This window comes from Aliivibrio finisterrensis, from assembly GCF_008933155.1.
In the GTDB taxonomy this organism is placed as follows: domain Bacteria; phylum Pseudomonadota; class Gammaproteobacteria; order Enterobacterales; family Vibrionaceae; genus Aliivibrio; species Aliivibrio finisterrensis.
Genome location: NZ_WBVP01000005.1, coordinates 13593 through 32705 on the forward strand (window position 1 = coordinate 13593; position 19113 = coordinate 32705).

Here is a 19113-nt window from a genome sequence, read left to right on the forward strand (position 1 = left end):
GATCTCACATTGATAGCTTTATTAATTTTATTATCGTTGTTCCTAATGAATTACGATATGGATCACACAGATATCTTGTAAAAACAGGATGTTGATGTTTAAAACGGTGATGTTTGATGACGACAATCGCAGCTCCAAATCAATTGAATGCAATGACGTTTCCTTTACATGGAACACGTTTAATTGAAGCTTCAGCCGGTACTGGTAAAACCTTTACTATTGCCAGTTTATATTTACGTTTATTACTTGGCCATGGCGAAGAAAATAGCCGTCATAGTGAAGAGTTAACTGTAGATAGAATACTGGTAGTAACTTTTACAGAAGCTTCAACGGCTGAGTTGAGAGAGCGTATTCGAGCAAAAATTCATGATGCTCGTTTAGCCTTTGCTCGTGCTGTTCATAATAATGATTATAAGAGCGGTGATCCGGTTATTGATCCGCTGTTGGCTTCTATTGGTGACCATAAATCAGCTGCACAGATCCTTTTGAATGCCGAACGCAGCATGGATGAAGCCTCAATCTTCACCATTCATGGTTTTTGTCAACGAATGCTAACTCAAAATGCCTTTGAGTCTGGTGCGCAATTTGAGAGTGAATTTGTTACTGACCAAGCCAAATTAATGCATCAAGTGGCTGCAGATTTTTGGCGTCGCAGTTTTTATCATCTGCCAAAAATGGTGGCTGAAAGTGTTTATGATTGTTGGTCAAGCCCATCGGCATTATTAGGTGATATGGGCAATAGTCTTACCGGTGTCCCAAAACATTTAACCGTTGAGCCGTTAGAGAGTTCATTAGAAGAATTTTGCCAGCAAGGCATTGCTCGTATTGATGAATTAAAAAAACAGTGGTCAGAACATAGTGTAGATTTTGAAGCGCTAATTTCAGGTTCAGGTGTAGATAAACGCAGCTACACCAAAAAGAATTTACCTAATTGGTTAGAGCAAGTGTCATCGTGGGCCAATAACCCAACCACCTCATTGCAAGTACACGATAAGCTAGAAAAGTTTTCTCAAGAATTATTAATTGAAAAAACCAAAAAGGGCGAAGCTCCAGAACACGCCGTATTTAAACTCATTGATGATTTTCTGGCTCAGCCATTAGAGATAAAACAGCCGCTGTTATCACTGGCTATGCATCAATGCCGTAAAACTTTGCAGCAAACTAAAGAGCAAAAAAATTGGTTATCGTTTGATGATCTGTTAAGTCAGTTATCTGAAGCTGCAGAAAATAAAGAAAACGCCTTATTGCTAGCAAAAATCCGCGAGCAATATCCAGTGGCATTGATCGATGAATTCCAAGATACAGATCCGCTGCAATATTCGATTTTTAGTACGCTTTATCAAGATCAGCCACAGTGTGGTTTGTTTATGATTGGTGATCCAAAACAAGCGATTTATGCCTTCCGTGGCGCAGATATTTTTACTTATATTCAAGCGCGCCGCCAAGTTGCGGATCATTACACCTTAGATACTAACTGGCGCTCAACCGCAGATATGGTGTCGTCAGTGAACCGTATTTTTGAACATGGCAAACAGCCTTTTTTGTACGATGACGATATTCCATTTTATCCGGTTAAATATAACCCTGTTAATGCCGAGCAAAAATCATGGGCGTTAGAGAATCAAACTCAACCCGCGATGACCTTTTGGCTGCAAGAGAGTAAAGATGGTAATCCGGTAAATAAAACGACTTATCAGCGTGTGATGGCAGAATCAACCGCAGCACAAATTCAAACCATTTTGACTGGAGCGCAACAAGGCTCGGCATATTTACAAAACGCAGAGAAAAAGCAAGCCATCAAAGCGGGTGATATTGCGGTTCTGGTTCGTACAGGTAAAGAAGGTAAATTAGTTCGTGAAGCCTTATCAAAACAAGGTATCGCCAGTGTCTATTTATCTAACCGTGATAGTGTATTTTCTTCTCCATTAGCGAAAGATGTATTGCGTTTATTGCAAGCGGCCATGACGCCGACAGATGCAAGGGCGGTTCGTTCAGCATTAGCATCGTCATTATTTGCTTATACTGCCGATCAATTGCATCAGTTTAATGTCGATGAAATGCAGTGGGAGCAAGCGGTTAATGAGTTTCGCGCCTATCGTAAGCATTGGCTACAGCGCGGTATCATGCCGATGTTACATCAAATTATTACTCAGCAAGGTATTTCAGAGCGTTTATTGGCTGAAAATGGCGGTGAACGTCAACTGACTGATTTATTGCATATTGGCGAATTACTGCAACAAACCAGTCAAACTTTAGATAGTGATTATGGTTTATTACGTTGGTTGTCTGAGTCTATTTCAGAACCTAATGGTGATTCAGAAGAGCAGACGGTACGTTTAGAATCAGAGCGTAACCTGGTGCAAATTGTCACGATCCATAAATCTAAAGGATTGGAATATGACTTAGTCTTTTTGCCTTTTGTTTGCTCATATCGTGCGATAGACAAAAAAGGCGAAGTCAGTTTTTATGATGAAGCCAACCGTTACTCGGTATTGGATTTATTAAAAGAAGATGATTCTGTCGAAAAAGCAGAGAAAGAGCGTTTAGCTGAAGATTTACGTTTGATTTATGTAGCACTAACTCGTGCGGTTTATGCTTGTTATATCGGCATCGCGCCTATCACCAAAGGCATCTCGAAAAAGCCACCAACGGGTGTGCATCTATCGGGTTTAGGTTATCTAATCCAGCAAGCCGATGAATGTAATGTTGAAGAACTACAAGCGTGTCTTGAAAAGCTGATTGCAGGCAATTCGCCTATGGTGATCCAATCACCTCAAATCATCGCCGATGAGCTGTATCAAGAGGTTCAAGATGAGCATATTAAACTGCACGCTAATAAGTTAATTGAACCTGTGAAAAGTAATTGGTGGATGACCAGTTATTCTGGATTGGTAAAGCAAGGTAATCACCATAATGATGCTTCATTAGAGCTCATTAATTTAGATATCGATTCAGCAGAAGATAAAGACGATAAAGAGTTGGATTTAGAGCCTGAACGTACCATATTTACCTTCCCTCGTGGAGCGAGAGCGGGTACGTTTTTACACTCATTGTTTGAAGAGGTTGAATTTACTCAACCAATTAACAGTGAAGAAAATACGCAAATCATCATTAAGCTACTAGAGAAAGAAAATTACGATCCAGAATGGTTAGAAGTCGTTCAAAACATGATGCAACGAGTGTTAGATAGTCCACTCGATGGTGAGAACTTACGTTTGGCAAGTAAAGGCCCAGCTCAACGCTTGGTTGAAATGGAGTTTTTACTTCCTATTAAATTACTGAACTCAAGTTTAGTAAATAAAACCATAGCGAAGCATGATGAAGTATCAGCACGAGCAGGAGAACTTGGTTTCTCGACCGTTAGCGGCATGCTGAAAGGTTTTATCGATTTAGTGTTTGAGCATGAAGGTAAATATTACGTTCTCGATTGGAAATCTAATCATTTGGGAGATACCCCTGAGTGTTACGGTGGCGATGCCTTAGTTGAGGCAATGCGAGATCACCGTTATGACTTCCAATACCAGTTATATGCTTTAGCGCTTCATCGATTCTTAAAAAGCCGCATTGCCGATTATGATTACGATACGCATTTTGGTGGTGCGTATTATATTTTCTTGCGTGGTGTTGAAGAGACACATGAAGGACATGATGCAAATTCTAACGGTGTATTTTATTCAAAACCGAGCAAAGCTTTGTTAGAGGAGTTAGAGAAATTGGTAGATGGAGAAACAGTTGATGCTTAAGCAATTACAACACTTAATGGCTCATGGTGTACTTCGCCCATTGGATCTTCAATTCGCTAAATTTATCGCTCAACAAGAAAAAAATAGCGATAGAAATCTCATCATGCTGTTGTCTGCGATTACAAGTCATGAGTTAGGAAAAGGTCACGTCTGTATTGATATTGAGCAGATAGAACAGGGCGATCTTTTTACTCTCCCTGCAAAGTATCGTGATGCGTTATTAGAGTTAGTTCCAGAAAAAAGCCTCTGGATTTCGGAGTTAACCACTGCTTCTACAGTCTCAAATGGTACAGAAGCCAAGCCTTTAGCTTTTGATGGCACTCGCTTGTATTTACAACGCTACTGGGCATTTGAGCAACGTGTGTCTAACCGTATTACTAAAGCGGCGCAAAGTGTGGCGGTAAATCCTCAGCTATCGAATACATTGGATGAGTTGTTTGCTCGTCAGTATCATTTTCTATTTTCAGCATTAAAAAAATTAGAGAATAACAATCAAGTTTCTCGCCAACAATTAGTGTGCGATATGCTTGATGTTGTTCAATCAGATGGTCTTGATTGGCAGGCGATTGATGCGGTGTTATTAGCCGCGACCAAATCTTCAGAACTCGAAACGTTAGATCAATTCATTCCAAATAGCCACTGTGTTAATTGGCAAAAAGTAGCAGCAGCTGTGGCGTTAACTCGTCGATTTTCTGTTATTTCTGGTGGTCCAGGTACGGGTAAAACAACCACAGTAACTAAGCTTTTGGCCTCCTTAGTTACGCAAGCTCAGCAGGATAATAAAAACATAGCGATTAAACTGGTTGCGCCAACGGGTAAAGCCGCGGCGCGTTTGACTGAGTCCATTGGTCAGGCGGTACAATCCATTGGTTTAGCACCAGAAGTGAAAGAAGCGATCCCGACTGATGCGAGTACACTGCATCGACTGCTTGGCTATATTCCCAATCAAGTGGATTTTCGTCATAACAAATCCAACCCGTTACATCTTGATGTATTGGTGGTGGATGAAGCGTCTATGGTCGATTTGCCTATGATGGCTCGATTGCTCGATGCGGTACCTGAACACGCACGTGTTATTTTATTGGGCGATAAAGATCAACTAGCTTCGGTTGAAGCGGGAGCGGTGTTAGGTGATATTTGTCAGTTTACCAAAATGGGTTACAGCCAGAATCAAGCGCAGCAATTATCTCAACTAACTGGCTTTAATCTACCGGCACAATCACATAATAACACCGTTGCAGATAGCTTATGTATGCTGCAAAAGAGTTACCGTTTTGATGCGCGTTCAGGTATTGGACAACTTGCCAAAGCCATTAATGAAGGCAGTAAATTTAAAGTAGAAGCTGTATGGACCAAAGGGTTCTCAGACATTCGTTTTCATGATTTAAGTAATGATAGCTATAACGCAATGATCACCATGATGGTGAATGGTTACCGTAGTTACTTAGGGCATATCCATGCAGGAGATAAACCTGAAATCGTATTGAAAGCATTTAGCCAAATTCAATTATTATGTGCGATGCGAGAAGGGGATTTCGGCGTTGTTGGTTTAAATCAACGTATTGAAAAAGCATTGAAAAAATCCGATTTAATTCCTCATGGTGACGAGATTTGGTATTCAGGTCGTCCTGTCATGGTGACGCAAAATGATTATGGTGTTGGTTTGTATAATGGCGATATTGGTATTGCTATGCCAGATCCTGTTGATCAGCGTTTACGTGTTTATTTTGATATGCCAGATGGTTCGATTCGTGGTGTGTTACCAAGCCAGTTACCTGAGCATGAAACCGTTTATGCCATGACGATCCATAAATCTCAGGGCTCTGAATTTGAACATACAGTATTGGTGCTACCCGCAGAGTTTAGCCCAATCTTAACCCGTGAGTTAATTTATACAGGTGTGACTCGTGCGAAGAAAAAGCTCGATCTGTTCGCAACAGAAAAAGTGGTGGCACGAGGGGTTATGGTTAAAACTCAGCGAAATAGTGGCTTAACGTCATTGATGAGTTAAGCAAATGGCAGTGGTTGATAACGTAAATATCAACCGCTGTATTATTTCATATACGTAATAATGATTTTCTTCTTTAGCTCTAGTAAAGAATAAATAAATGCTTATAATTACGCCAATAAAATTCGGAAGGAATGTCGGATATTCTATTTTTACCAACCATATTAATTAGATGATTAGTGGTTGGATCTAGAGTTTTACTGCTATATGTTTAAATTGCTTGTTTCAATGCCGCCTGCTATGGCGCTTATTATTGCTATTATTTCAGAAGTGATAGCTACCTCTTATATTCCTAAAACAGAACAATTTACTAAATTAACGCCAAGCTTAATTGTTGGTGTTGGTTATGCTATTGCATTCTTTTTGCTTTCAATTACTGTCAAAAGTATGCCTGTTGGAATTGTTTACGCAATATGGAGTGGAGCTGGGATTGTCTTAGTTGCGGGTATCGGATATTTCGCTTATGGGCAGAAGTTAGATCTTGCAGGGATTATTGGGATTGGCTTAATTTTGTCTGGTGTTCTTGTGGTTAATTTATTATCGAAAACTGCCGGTCATTAAACCATTATAAATGGTAGTTTTATATGGAATAGATTTAAAATCTAGTTCTTAAAATTATACATTTTAGTCAAAAAACCAGGCAAGTAATGCCATTTATAGAAAAACATAATGAAACAAATAGCCCTTACTTTTACGGTTATACAAGAATCAGGCATTGTACTTTAATGTTATACTAACCATAAATTAATGATGGAAATCAAAATATACCGAGTTTATTCTCTGTATTATTTTTATTTCACTGCTCTTCTACAACGTTCTCAGCCGATTCCAGAAATACTGACTCAAGTGGATGCCACAGTGATAATATTAACGGCGGCTACCATTGCCATTATGGGGAGAGGGCGTCTGAGTCATCTTTTTATTTCGATTTTGACTCAATTAACGACGTAAACATTGGTTATCAACATTATGATTCCTCGACTAAAACAGGCACAGATTACGGATTAAGATTTGAATAAGGGCTATATATTGGGTACAAAACTGCAGCTGAGAGTTATCGGATTGGATATAAAAAATACATATTTCATTTAATAATGAGTGCATTGGGTTAGGTTTTAAACTACCACTAACTGATGATGTAATAGAACAATAGCTTTGTATTTTAGCGATAGTTATTTAGTAAAATAACCTTACTAGGTCAATCTAAACCTAATTCAACGCTAAGTATAAGAGATAAAAGGATTTTCAGATAACAGTATTGAGCTAGAATATTTTCGTAATATTGTATCATATGATGTAAATATTGGATGGGTGAAAGTTAGTATTACCTAACATTAAAAGCTCTTAGATAGTGTTCTAGGTTTTTTAGTGATTGTTATAACTGGAGAAAATAATTGAAAGAATTCCTACAACAACTAATCAATGAACAGAAAGAAACCAATCGTCTATTAAAAATTACGATAGAGCAAAATAAGGTTAATGGTTTGATTTCTGTTATGAACGACAAAGAAAACAAAGAGCAAGAACAAATCCGATCTGAGCTTGAGTTAATTGTTAAAGCCCATAATCCATTTGATGAAAAAGCAGGTATTGATTCTGATAGGGTTTATGATGAATGGGCTATGGAGTTAATGAGCGAACGTATTTCTGAAAATGACGAAAAAGTTCGTGTAGAGGCGAGAGAGATATTCGGTCTATTTTACCCTAAATATATGTTCCATAGGAAAAGTGATGAAACTGATATTTTCAAAGAAGAAGACGAAGAAGAAATGGAAATGGAACATCTAAAACTAATCGAAGAATAATTATCAATCCAATGATTCTTATTTACATAGTTATTTACGAACTCCTGTAACCAAAGCACGTAAACCGATTATTAAAAGACATCACACGAATAGAAGCTGAGGGTGTTAAATGGAGTGGCATTCTAATTAATTCCCTGTTGTTTTTATCCATAATTGAAAATTAAAAAAAACACTCATTATTCACATTAAGCTGCTTAATTACAAGTCACTTTATTTTCATATTGACTGTGAATGCTGAACATATCCGCTGACTCTTCATTATATTTAAAAACTATCTTTCTCTATTTTTTATTGCTAATAACCGTTAAAACGAGGAACTGTAATAAGAGTAAGAGCTTTGCTTTTACTCGACTTTAAGAAAGCCATTCATCTAATAAACAAAGAAAATCTGTCAATGTATTAACTGCTTCGAATACTTGTTTACCATCAGAATTCTTGATGATAGATTCATCTTTATCAATGTTAAGGTATACATAAAATGTCACAGTATTTTTGATCAACTTAAACGAATATATTTGATTATGATCTTCTATATAGTTCTTACCGTCTAAAGCAACATACACACCTTTTTCATACCCCTTTTGAAGTAGTTTTTTAATCCCTTGAATCTGTAATTCGCTTTCTTTAATATCTATTTTGTTCTGTGTATATTCTGCAAATTTCTTTAGTTCCTTTCTTTTATCTGAGGGTAAGAACAAGTACTTAAACCATAGACAATCATTAAATTTATGAATAAGAGAGAACACTTGTGATAAATTTTCTAACTCACCCATAACCAAGTAAGGTTTATTATTATGATCGTATTGTAATGGATACTTTTCGTTAACTTCATTTGAAGTTTCATCAGTAGACTTAAAGAAGGCATAAATAATGTTAATAAAGTCACTTAAGTCCTCATATGGTTTAAGCTGTAAATCATGTTCTCCTGCTGTAGCTGTAGATATAGTAAAATTACCATGCTCACCGAATACACGAAACATCACAATATCATTAATAATTACTGCATATTGTTCAGGTGAACTCACATCTAATTTAGTGGTAGGGATTAAGCTAATCTTCATATATATTCTTTGAGGGTTATTTAATTTAAGGGATGTATACTATCAATAAAGCCTTTAATCAACATCTCGAATAAGATAATGTAAATCTTCCCATAAATGACTTCTTAATAATGTCACTTTATTATCATCCTGAATATAAAAACTGGCTAAATCGACATACGCTTCACCATGTTTACATTTAGGTTGTGACCGAACTGGTTTTAACCGTATTTGTTCATAATTCGTAGTCCTTTTGATAGTCAATGTTTTAAATAAACGATCATCAATAATAGATATCAGTTATTGATGTACAGTCAGTAAATGTTGGCGATGTAGTCACAACAATACACCAGTCCATTCTTCGTTAATAATTAGGCGTTAGATTCACAAAAAATGCACATAGATATTTCATTTTTAAATATTGATTCTGATTGAGTCTGCATATAGATCCCATAAAGTTCAGTACTGAATTGTTCGAATTTTCTTTGATTTTAAAAATCAGTAAAACTCGGAGGCGAGGATGAAGCTAAAATACTAATAATTGTCAGCTATATCACTAAATCCAAAAGTGTGAAATCCATACTTAACTTTGGGGTTAATAAGGGTTAATAACCATCACTTAAATTAACCTAAATCGATTGTTTTTCAACTACCAACCTATCAATAAGGATTTGATTTTATAATCCCTTTAAAACAAGAATTTTTGATTTTCGTTGAAAGTTGTACAGTTTCTGCTTTGTCATTGGTAAGTGTGAAACCTCTACCTCAATAAAACCTTGCTCTCTAAACCAGTGAAGGCTGCGAGTAGTTAGAACAAAGAGCTGCGACAATTTGAACTGTTTTGCTTTAGTGCGTAAACGGTTAAGTAAGGTTACACCACGGTCACCATCTCGATAATCAGGATGAACAGCAACACAGCCCATTTCTGCCATTCCTTCTTCTGGGAAAGGATATAAAGCGGCACATGCTATGACCAACCCATCTTTTTCAATAATCGTAAATTGTGCAATTTCTTGCTCTAACTGTTCACGAGATCGGCGAACTAAAATACCTTCTTCTTCTAATGGACGAATTAAATCTAATATGCCACCAATGTCATCAATTTCAGCATCCCGAACTTGCTCAGAACTCGCCATTACCACTTGAGTACCAATACCATCAAAAGAAAATAACTCTTGAATTAACGCCCCATCTTCTTTGTAGCTAATTAAATGACTACGAGGAACCCCAGCTTTACATGCAGAAATCGCCCCTTTTAAAAAGCGCATTGTGCCCGTGAGTTTTCCATTTTCAGGTGTTAATTCTTTTTCAAGACGTTGAAGGATCTCTTCAGCTTCACTTGGAAATAACTCCGCTAAAATCTGTCCTTTTTCATTGAGAACCCCTTGTTCTGAACAGAAACCAATGAGCTTGTCGGCATTTAAACGGATAGCTAACTGAGTGGCGACATCTTCTGATAAAAGATTAAAACATTCACCGGTGACAGAACTCGCAACCGGGCCAAGTAGAACAATAGATTGTTGGTCTAACATTCGATTGATCCCTTGGGTATCGATTCGACGAACACGTCCACTGTGGCAATAATCAATACCATCATCAACACCTAGAGGCTGAGCAATAACAAAATTGCCGCTGATAACGTTAATTTGTGCTCCTGCCATTGGCGTATTATTTAAGCTCATTGAGAGGCGAGCGGTAATGTCGAGCTGTAATTGTCCTGCTATCTGCTTTACAAGCTCTAGCGTTTGCTCATCGGTAATGCGTATTCCTTTATGGAAAGGGGCGTGATGTTCTGTTTGCTTTAGTAATGAACGCATTTGTGGGCGAGTGCCATAGACGATGACAATTCGTAACCCTAATGAGTTAAGGAGGGCGATATCATTAACTATATTCGCAAAATTAGGATCGGCAATGGCTTCCCCTCCAAGCATGATGACAATGGTTTTTCCTCTATGAGCATTGACATAGGGAGCTGACTGGCGGAAGCCTTTTACTAAAGCAGTACTACGAAATTTCACTATACATCATCCATGAGTGATTTTTTATGTTGATATAATGACTAATTATTTTGTTATCTACAAGCGTTTAGTACAAGGTCACATAAGTTTCGCTTAATATTTTTAAGATTTGCCGATATGCTTATTACATACGTTGTTTTTATTAGGCCACATCATGAGTCAAGCTCAAGAAAAAGAGTTAAAGAAAAGAAAAATTCGGCTATTAGTGTTAATTAGTTTTGTTGCTATTGGATTAGTTGCTTCAGTTATTGCTGCTATGTACAAATCGGGTGCTTTTGCTCAAATGCCAGCATCTCAATTATATGGTAAGTGGGTTGAGCAGGGGGTTCCAAGCTACGCTCAAGACAGTTTTACTATTAGTGCTGGTGGTGTTTATACCCATGGTCGTTTAATCAATACTAAATTTGACTTTGATGGAAGTGAGTTAAGCTATACCCATGGTGAAATGACTTATGTGTATCAAGTTGAAGATGATAATGGCGCTCAATTGCTTCGTATTAAGCCTACGCATTATAAATCGACTTTTCGTAAATTATGATTCTATAGGTTCAAGGTGATGTTATTCGTCACCTTGAACTTCTTCTTATCTGCACTTTCCTTCTATATCGTGTCAAGTTTTGTCAAAATTATCCTTTTCTTACATTTATTGTAGTGTAAGCAATTGCTCTCCTCTTATTTGTTTGTCATTCTTCTCGCATTATTTATCAATAAGGTTTTATTGTGTTTCGTAAATTTTCCCTTGTGTGTGTTCTTCTGGCTTTAGCGGGTTGTGCTGATCGTCCTACTGAACGAGCTCAGCAATATTTAGATGGTGGGTTCAGTAGTAACTTAAATGAAGTAAGTGAAATTCATTCTGATAAGCCTTCTGATTTTAGTGCCTTTAAAAAACAAAGTGCAGAAGTAATTAAGCGCTCAGAGTCAATGTCATTACGTTATGAAGAGTTGTACGTACAATTGCAAAAGTGGATTGATGAAAGCTCAAATCCTGCTGAACTTTCAGCTTATGGTATTCAATTTGCTCAAATGGGTGGTGGTGACAAAAAAGGTAATGTGATGTTCACTGGCTATTTTTCACCTGTAATTGAAATGCGTCATACGCCAAACGAAACGTTTAAATATCCTGTTTATGATAAACCTGATTGTGGTTCTGATTGTCCAACCCGCGCCGAAATTAATGCAGGTGCATTATCTGGTTTAGGTTTAGAGCTTGGTTATTCTGACAATATGATTGACCCGTTTATCATGGAAGTTCAAGGCAGTGGTTTTATTCATTTTGGTGATGATGATAAACTAGAGTATTTTGCCTACGGTGGTAAAAATAACCATCCGTACGTAAGTATTGGTAAAGTATTGATTGAACGTGGCGAAGTTGAACGCAAGGATATGTCGCTAAAAGCAATTAAAGAGTGGGTTGCTAAGAATGATGAAGCTACCGTTCGTGAATTGTTAGAAACCAATCCATCTTATGTGTTCTTTTCACCACGAGATGCGCACCATGTTTTAGGAACCGCAGGTATTCCTTTACTTGCTGGCGCTGCTGTTGCTGCTGATCGTACTTTATTGCCTATGGGAACCCCAATACTTGCTGAGGTACCTCAATTAGATAAAGACGGCAAGTGGACGGGTAAACATGTGCTTAAAGTATTATTGTCGTTAGATACTGGTGGTGCAGTTAAAGAAAACCATTTGGACCAATATTACGGCATGGGAACAGAAGCTGGCATCGCTGCTGGTCACTTTAAGCATTTTGGCCGCGTGTGGAAGTTAGGTTTAAAAGATTCTGAAACTGAAAATCCATGGGAAATGCCTAAAGCAAAATAATGTGTTAGTCACTTGTATTGCTTAACACTTGATCTTCTAAAAAAGAGTGCGTATAAATCGTGCTCTTTTTTTGTTTTTGAGTAAGGTAACCCCATGCGCGAATTAACCACTCCTGCTTCTGAAAGTTATGACCAACGTTTTGGTGGCACTCGCCGTTTGTATGGTAATAGTGAAGTAGAAATCATGCGTGCAGCTCATGTATGTGTCGTTGGTATTGGTGGTGTGGGTTCTTGGGCTGTAGAGGCGCTAGTACGTACTGGTTTAGGTGAAATTACGTTAATCGATATGGATGACGTATGTGTTACTAATATTAACCGTCAAATTCATGCGATGACAGGTACTATTGGTCAAAGCAAAATTGAAGTCATGGCTGAGCGCATTAAATTAATTAACCCTGAGTGTAAGATTAATTTAATCGATGATTTCATTACCCCTGAAAATCTATCTGAATACATCTCTAAAGAGTTTGATTACGTACTTGATGCCATTGATAGCATGAAACCCAAAGCGGCATTACTGGCGTATTGTAAGAGCAATAAGATTAAAGTGATTACGACTGGTGGTGCGGGTGGTCAAACCGATCCGACTCAAATTCAAATCACAGACTTAACTAAGACGATTCAAGATCCATTAGCTAAGAAGCTACGTGATACGCTGCGTCGTCACCATAATTTTACTAAGAACCCTAAACGTAAATTTGGTATTGATTGTGTGTACTCAACTGAGCATTTGAAATACCCACAAGCTGATGGTTCAGTATGTGCAACTAAAGCAACTGCTGAAGGTCCTAAGCGTATGGATTGTGCGAGTGGTTTTGGTGCAGCTACGGTGGTAACGGCGACGTTTGGGTTTGTGGCAGTGTCGAGAATTGTAGAGAAGTTGATTGAGAAACACGGTAAATAGGAACTAGGTTTCAGGACGGTCGCAAGCTCCCTCAAGGTTTCAGGTATAAGCGCTATTATTCCAATGCTCTCCCTGAATCCTTCAAGCGAAGCGGCCTTAAGCCTGCTCTATTAGTTCATTTATCGTTTCAATGATCGCCTTAAGCCCATTACCACGTGATGGGCTTAAATGTTCAATTAACCCTAATTGAGAAAAATACCCATCCATATCAAAAGCCTTAATCTCTTCTGCGGTTTTATTATTAACCGCCGCCATTACTAATGCGATAAGCCCACGAACAATTCTGGCATCAGAATCAGCACAGAAGAAATAAACGCCATCAACGACTTTATGTTGTAACCATACTTTACTTTCACAACCAGAGATCGTTACGTTCTCAAGTTGTAGCTCTTTAGGCATGTTAGGCAGCTTTTTACCTAATTGAATGACGTTACGGTAACGGTCTTCCCAACCTTTAGCGTTACTCATTAAATCAAGTACTGTTGAGTGAGTAATGTCAAAACCAAAAGGCGATGATGGGAAAGTGGACATAAATAAAATACCTTAAATTTGAGCTTATACCAATCCGGATAAGTAGTTGAACAGATAATTGCGTAGGAAAAATTGATTAAAGCAAGGCATAAATTGCAGTAACTAGTAGCTCTAATTACAAAATTTATAACGCAGCTATAATCGATTTTAACAAGCAAGAATGATCAAATATTTATGTGGATGGGTATTATAGCATATCTGCGGCTTTATTTAGCGCGTCGATAAAACGTTGAACATCTTGTTTTGTATTATACAAGGCAAATGAAACGCGTACAGTACCCGTTAGCCCTAATGCATCTAACATAGGATGAGCGCAATGATTACCAGAGCGAACGGCAATGCCTTGTTGATCAAGTAGAGTTGCTATGTCTTGGTGGTGGACGCCATCAATAACAAAAGAAAATAGACTCGCGTTATCTTGTAAACCGACAAAACGTAAGTCTTCAATATCTTTAATTCCTTCGATTGCCATGTGGCGTAATTCGCTAATATGAGCATTAAGATCATCATGGGTGAATTGCTTAACCCAGTTAATTGCTGTGGCAAAAGCAATCGCTCCGGCAACATTAGGTGTACCAGCTTCAAATTTCCCTGGAAGCTCTGCAAACGTAGTTTTTTCAAACGACACTTTCTCAACCATTTTACCGCCCCCGTGCCACACAGGCATAGATTCCAGTAAATGCTGTTTGCCATAGAGAGCGCCAATGCCAGCAGGAGCAAATAATTTATGACCAGAGAAGACATAAAAATCGACATTCATTGCTTGCACATCAATATCATGATGAACAATTCCTTGAGCGCCATCAACAACAACAATCGCACCCACTAAATGTGCTGCTTTAATAATGTCATCAACGGGATTTAATGTACCCGTTACGTTAGTTACTTGAGCCACAGCAACAATTTTGGTGCGCTTGGTTACCAATGACTCAAATGCATCCATATCTAATGTGCAATCTGGTTTCATGGGGATTTTTATGACTTTGGCACCGGTTTGCTCAGCAACGATTTGCCAAGGAACAATATTGGCGTGATGTTCTAATTCGCTAACTAAAATTTCATCATCAATTTGCAGCGTGCTGCGAGCGTAAGTTTGAGCAATTAAATTAATTGCTTCTGTTGCCCCTCGAGTCCAAATTATTTCTTTACTGCTTTTTGCATTAATGAAGTGTTGAATGGTTTCTCTTGCTTGCTCAAATTGAAGCGTCGCTGAGGCGGTTAAACTATGACTGCCACGATGCACATTAGCATTACTTTTTTGATAATAATCTTGGATTGCACTTAATACAGCTAATGGTTTTTGTGTGGTTGCCGCACTATCAAAATACGCAATAGGTTGCTCATTTATTTCTTGTAATAGAGCTGGGAATTGAGAGCGAACAAGTTCAACATTAAATGCAGTCATAAGGATTTTCTTCATTGGAGTTAGCAAACAGAAGAATGATGCGGATTTCTGCCTCGTAAGTCAAAATTACAGACAAAAAAAAGCACCGTATTGAACGGTGCTAATATTTTCTTAACCAAAAGGTCAAAAATACAGGAAATAATTGGGTATTGTTTACAAATACTTTGGAACCAATACTCGGGCTCTAATCGTCGAGCCAATATGCAAACACAACATGCAGTTTAGAGGCATGAAAAAAATACTCAGGGAGGAATATATGTCTTTGCTCTAAACTACGGGGCTAATAGTAGGTTTTATCTGGTAGTTCGGCAATGGACAATTTATAATACGAGGCATTAAAAAAACTAATGGTTAAGAATGTGAGTTTTTATGTCTCGAAGATTACCACCTTTAAATTCTTTACGTGTGTTTGAAGCGGCAGCTAGACACTTAAGCTTTACTCGTGCAGCGGAAGAATTGTTTGTTACTCAAGCGGCAGTTAGCCACCAAATCAAAGCGTTAGAAGAATTTCTTGGCTTAAAGTTATTCCGCCGTCGTAATCGTTCTTTGCTTCTTACTGAAGAAGGTCAAAGTTACTTTCTAGATATTAAAGAAATATTTTCTTCGTTATCAGAAGCAACAGATAAAGTATTGGAAAGAAGTGCCAAAGGCGCATTAACCATTAGTTTGCCACCAAGTTTTGCTATTCAATGGTTAGTACCAAGATTATCGGATTTTAATAATCAAGAACCAGATATTGATGTGCGCATTAAAGCGGTTGATATGGATGAGGGTTCATTAACAGAAGATGTTGATGTTGCTATCTATTATGGACGTGGAAATTGGCCGGGTCTTCGTGTGGAACTCTTGTATCAAGAGCAGCTTTTACCACTGTGTTCACCTCAAGTGCTACTGAACGAAAAGCCATTAGCGACCATTGATGATTTACGATTCCATACATTATTACACGATACTTCTCGTAAAGACTGGAAGCTGTTTGTAAAGCAATTCGAATTAGCGGGCATGAATGTAAATCATGGGCCTATTTTTAGTCATTCAACGATGGTGTTACAAGCTGCTGCACATGGTCAAGGTATTGCGTTAGGTAATAACGTACTGGCTCAACCTGAACTGGATGCAGGTCGCTTAGTCGCTCCATTTGAAGAAGTGCTAATCAGCAAAAATGCATTTTATTTAGTATGCAGTGAAAAGCAGGCAGATACAGGCCGAATTGCTACTTTTAGAGAGTGGATTTTAAGTAAAGCTCGTAGTGAGCAGGAAATTGTCGATGATGAATAGTCGTCAATGTTTACTTATTTCTAGTCTTAGTGGAGCGCTAGCCGTTGGCTTAGGCGCTTTTGGTGCTCATGGTTTAAAGTCAGTTTTATCACCTTATCTTCTTGATGTGTATGAAACTGCAGTGCAATATCAGATGTGGCATACCCTTGCGTTATTTGGATGTGGAATTTTGTTGAGAAATTCATTTTCAAAAGGGGTATCATACGCCGCCTTGCTATTTACCATTGGAATGCTATTTTTCAGTGGAAGTTTATATGCGTTAGTATTCACTGGAATAAAATGGTTTGGTCCAATTACTCCATTAGGTGGATTCTGTTTTATTATCGGTTGGTTAACGCTGGCTGTTTCAACTTATCGTTTGACTGAGGTTTCAAAGTGAAACAAGTAATGTTCTATTGTCGCTCTGGTTTTGAAAAAGAGTGTGCAGGTGAGATCCAAGACAAAGCCACTCAACTAGAAGTGTTTGGTTTTCCTCGCCTCAAAAATAATACAGGCTATGTGCTATTTGAATGCTACCAGGAAGGCGATGCAGACCGTTTAATTCGTGAGATTAAATTTAATGAGCTAATCTTTGCTCGTCAAATGTTTGCAGTTGCTACAGAAGTAAGCGATCTACCAAAAGATGATCGTATTTCTCCAATTCTTGAAGCTTTAGTTGATGTTGAAGGGATGCCTTGTTGTGGTGACATTCGTATTGAAACACCTGATACGAATGAAGCAAAAGAGCTATTGAAGTTCTGCCGTAAATTTACGGTTCCAATGCGCCAAGCTTTACGTGGTAAAGAGATGCTTACGGCACGAGATTCAAATCGAATCCCTGTATTGCATGTTTGCTTTATTGCACCTGGTCACTGTTACATTGGTTACTCTTACACAAACAATAACTCTCAGTTCTTTATGGGTATTCCGCGCCTTAAGTTCCCTGCTGATGCGCCAAGCCGTTCTACACTGAAACTGGAAGAAGCGTTCCACGTATTTATTCCACGTGATGAGTGGGATACTCGTTTGGCTTCTGGTATGTGGGGCGTAGATTTAGGTGCGTGTCCAGGTGGTTGGACTTACCAACTGGTTAAGCGTTCTATGTTTGTTCATGCGATTGATAACGGCATGATGGCTCAAAGCTTAATGGATACAGGCCAAGTGAAACACCATATGGTTGATGGTTTTAAATTTGAGCCACAAAGAAAGAACGTAACATGGCTAATTTGTGACATGGTTGAGAAACCAGCTCGTGTTGCGCACCTTATGGGTGAATGGCTAATTAAAGGTTGGGCGAAAGAAGCGCTATTTAACCTTAAATTACCAATGAAAGGTCGTTACGATGAGGTTCTTCAAGATATTGAAAACCTAAAAGATTTCTTGAAGAAAAACGGTTTCCAATACAAGCTTCAAGCTAAGCATTTGTATCATGACCGTGAAGAAATCACTGTTCATATCCAAGCGATTTCAAATATTTCTCCACATTAATATTTCGTTATACAAATATTGATGTAATCCAAATTATTGAAAAATAAAAAACGCCTGCTGATGTTGATAATCAGCGGGCGTTTTTATTTAAGATTAACTGAGTATATAGAAGTTAATATGCTTTTCCTCAAAAGAAGGATGGCTATATTTGGTGTTGATAGCTCAGCGATGACAAACAGCTTTTTTGTTCCAAAGCACATTAGCTTCTATAGATTGTGAGATCTATAATTCTAGTCTCTAGTCTCTAGTCCCTTTCTCATATCGTATATCTTGCAAATTAAACCCAAGCTCAATATCCGTTCTTAACCCCGCAACCTGACGACATAAAATAGCGGTTTCATAATGCTCATCAAATTTCTTACGGTATTTTTTAGGAAGATCTTCAGACTCGTTTGCGACCTCAATCGTTGGGAATTGAGTTAGAATTTCTAAGGCTGCTTTTGGACCGACTCCCGGAATACCTGTGATTTTACTGGAACTGATCCCAGCTAATCCCCAGTAATCAGCCAATTGTTCAGGCTTTAAACCAAACTCTTTTTCTACAAAAGGAGCATCCAACCAGCGATGTTGAAAATAATCTCGGATACGTAGCGTCGGGGAGAGTAACTGGCAGTAACCTTTATCGGTAGAAATGATCGTAACCTGTTCATTATGCGCAGCAACTTTATTGGCTAAAGTTGCAACCAAATCATCCGCTTCATCACCATCAGATAACAGCGAATCAATCCCTAATTTCCACCAGGCTTCTTGAATTTCATCCATGCCTTTTTGCAATGCTTCAGGCATGGGTTTTCTATCTTCTTTATATTTAGGGAAGATCTCTGCACGCCAGCCTCGATCTTGGAGATGATGATCAAACACAGCAATGATATGAGTAGGCTCTGTTTCTTTTAAGATTCGGTTGATAGTACGGGTAGTGGTGGTAATAACCGCTTGAATATCATCTTGATTCGGTTGAGCGGAATGAACGCGACGAATGAGGTTTAATGCGTCAATAATAACCAGATGAATTGCCATAACGTATTCATTCCTATCTATAAAAAAGAAAAAGCCTACGCAATGTGCATAGGCTTATTATTGTACGTTAGGGAAGG

The 19113-nt window shown here is 38.2% G+C and carries 15 protein-coding genes; 10 read left to right on the forward strand and 5 right to left on the reverse strand.

What is annotated here, in order from left to right; translation table 11 throughout:
• Window positions 1-116 precede the first annotated feature (116 nt).
• From recB to F8B77_RS05980, 4 genes are all read left to right on the forward strand, one after another.
• A complete protein-coding gene (gene recB, locus F8B77_RS05965) occupies window positions 117-3743 on the forward strand; it encodes an exodeoxyribonuclease V subunit beta (protein WP_151654548.1) in 3627 nt (1208 codons plus the stop codon).
• A complete protein-coding gene (gene recD / locus F8B77_RS05970; protein ID WP_151654551.1) occupies window positions 3736-5754 on the forward strand; it encodes an exodeoxyribonuclease V subunit alpha in 2019 nt (672 codons plus the stop codon). The genes recB and recD overlap by 8 nt, the downstream gene beginning before the upstream one ends.
• Window positions 5755-5979: 225 nt before the next feature.
• A complete protein-coding gene (locus F8B77_RS05975) occupies window positions 5980-6312 on the forward strand; it encodes a DMT family transporter (protein WP_208846098.1) in 333 nt (110 codons plus the stop codon).
• Between the two features lie 833 nt (window positions 6313-7145).
• Complete coding sequence (locus F8B77_RS05980) at window positions 7146-7556, forward strand: hypothetical protein (protein WP_151654555.1); 411 nt, start codon at window positions 7146-7148, stop codon at window positions 7554-7556.
• Between the two features lie 353 nt (window positions 7557-7909).
• Here F8B77_RS05980 and F8B77_RS05985 read toward each other — a convergent pair whose 3' ends face one another.
• The gene (locus F8B77_RS05985; RefSeq protein ID WP_151654557.1) at window positions 7910-8617 is read right to left on the reverse strand and encodes a hypothetical protein; all 708 of its coding nucleotides are present in this window, start codon (window positions 8615-8617) and stop codon (window positions 7910-7912) included.
• Between the two features lie 656 nt (window positions 8618-9273).
• Complete coding sequence (gene argA / locus F8B77_RS05990; protein WP_151654559.1) at window positions 9274-10614, reverse strand: amino-acid N-acetyltransferase; 1341 nt, start codon at window positions 10612-10614, stop codon at window positions 9274-9276.
• A 154-nt stretch (window positions 10615-10768) separates the two neighbouring features.
• Here argA and F8B77_RS05995 point away from each other — a divergent pair, with 154 nt between their 5' ends.
• The 3 genes from F8B77_RS05995 (at window position 10769) to tcdA (ending at window position 13338) form a co-directional block, all read left to right on the forward strand.
• Window positions 10769-11152 (forward strand): DUF2850 domain-containing protein, encoded by a 384-nt coding sequence (locus tag F8B77_RS05995; RefSeq protein WP_151654561.1) that lies wholly within the window; start codon window positions 10769-10771, stop codon window positions 11150-11152.
• Between the two features lie 182 nt (window positions 11153-11334).
• Complete coding sequence (gene mltA / locus F8B77_RS06000) at window positions 11335-12435, forward strand: murein transglycosylase A (RefSeq protein WP_151654563.1); 1101 nt, start codon at window positions 11335-11337, stop codon at window positions 12433-12435.
• Window positions 12436-12528: 93 nt separating this feature from the next.
• Window positions 12529-13338, forward strand: a complete 810-nt coding sequence (tcdA, locus tag F8B77_RS06005) for a tRNA cyclic N6-threonylcarbamoyladenosine(37) synthase TcdA (RefSeq protein ID WP_151654565.1) — start codon at window positions 12529-12531, stop codon at window positions 13336-13338.
• 96 nt (window positions 13339-13434) lie between these two features.
• Here tcdA and csdE read toward each other — a convergent pair whose 3' ends face one another.
• Together csdE and csdA are read right to left on the reverse strand one after the other, a co-directional pair.
• Window positions 13435-13869, reverse strand: a complete 435-nt coding sequence (gene csdE / locus F8B77_RS06010) for a cysteine desulfurase sulfur acceptor subunit CsdE (RefSeq protein ID WP_151654567.1) — start codon at window positions 13867-13869, stop codon at window positions 13435-13437.
• A 187-nt stretch (window positions 13870-14056) separates the two neighbouring features.
• Window positions 14057-15274 carry a cysteine desulfurase CsdA gene (csdA, locus tag F8B77_RS06015; protein WP_167512774.1) on the reverse strand — a complete coding sequence of 406 codons (1218 nt, stop codon included), beginning with the start codon at window positions 15272-15274 and terminating at the stop codon, window positions 14057-14059.
• A 369-nt stretch (window positions 15275-15643) separates the two neighbouring features.
• On the opposite strand from csdA, the gene F8B77_RS06020 reads away from it, so the two are divergent.
• From F8B77_RS06020 to rlmM, 3 genes are read left to right on the forward strand one after another with little or no spacing between them, the layout of a single operon-like run.
• On the forward strand, window positions 15644-16552 hold the full coding sequence (locus tag F8B77_RS06020) for a transcriptional regulator GcvA (RefSeq protein ID WP_151654571.1): 909 nt from the start codon (window positions 15644-15646) through the stop codon (window positions 16550-16552).
• Window positions 16545-16931 carry a DUF423 domain-containing protein gene (locus F8B77_RS06025; RefSeq protein ID WP_130046316.1) on the forward strand — a complete coding sequence of 129 codons (387 nt, stop codon included), beginning with the start codon at window positions 16545-16547 and terminating at the stop codon, window positions 16929-16931. Before F8B77_RS06020 ends, F8B77_RS06025 begins: the two co-directional genes overlap by 8 nt.
• Window positions 16928-18019, forward strand: coding sequence for a 23S rRNA (cytidine(2498)-2'-O)-methyltransferase RlmM (gene rlmM, locus F8B77_RS06030; protein ID WP_130046294.1), 1092 nt, complete (start codon window positions 16928-16930; stop codon window positions 18017-18019). The genes F8B77_RS06025 and rlmM overlap by 4 nt, the downstream gene beginning before the upstream one ends.
• 237 nt (window positions 18020-18256) lie before the next feature.
• Here the strand turns inward: rlmM and xni are convergent, their stop codons facing one another.
• Window positions 18257-19036: a flap endonuclease Xni gene (gene xni / locus F8B77_RS06035; protein WP_151654573.1), complete on the reverse strand. Its 780-nt coding sequence runs from the start codon at window positions 19034-19036 to the stop codon at window positions 18257-18259.
• Window positions 19037-19113 lie beyond the last annotated feature (77 nt).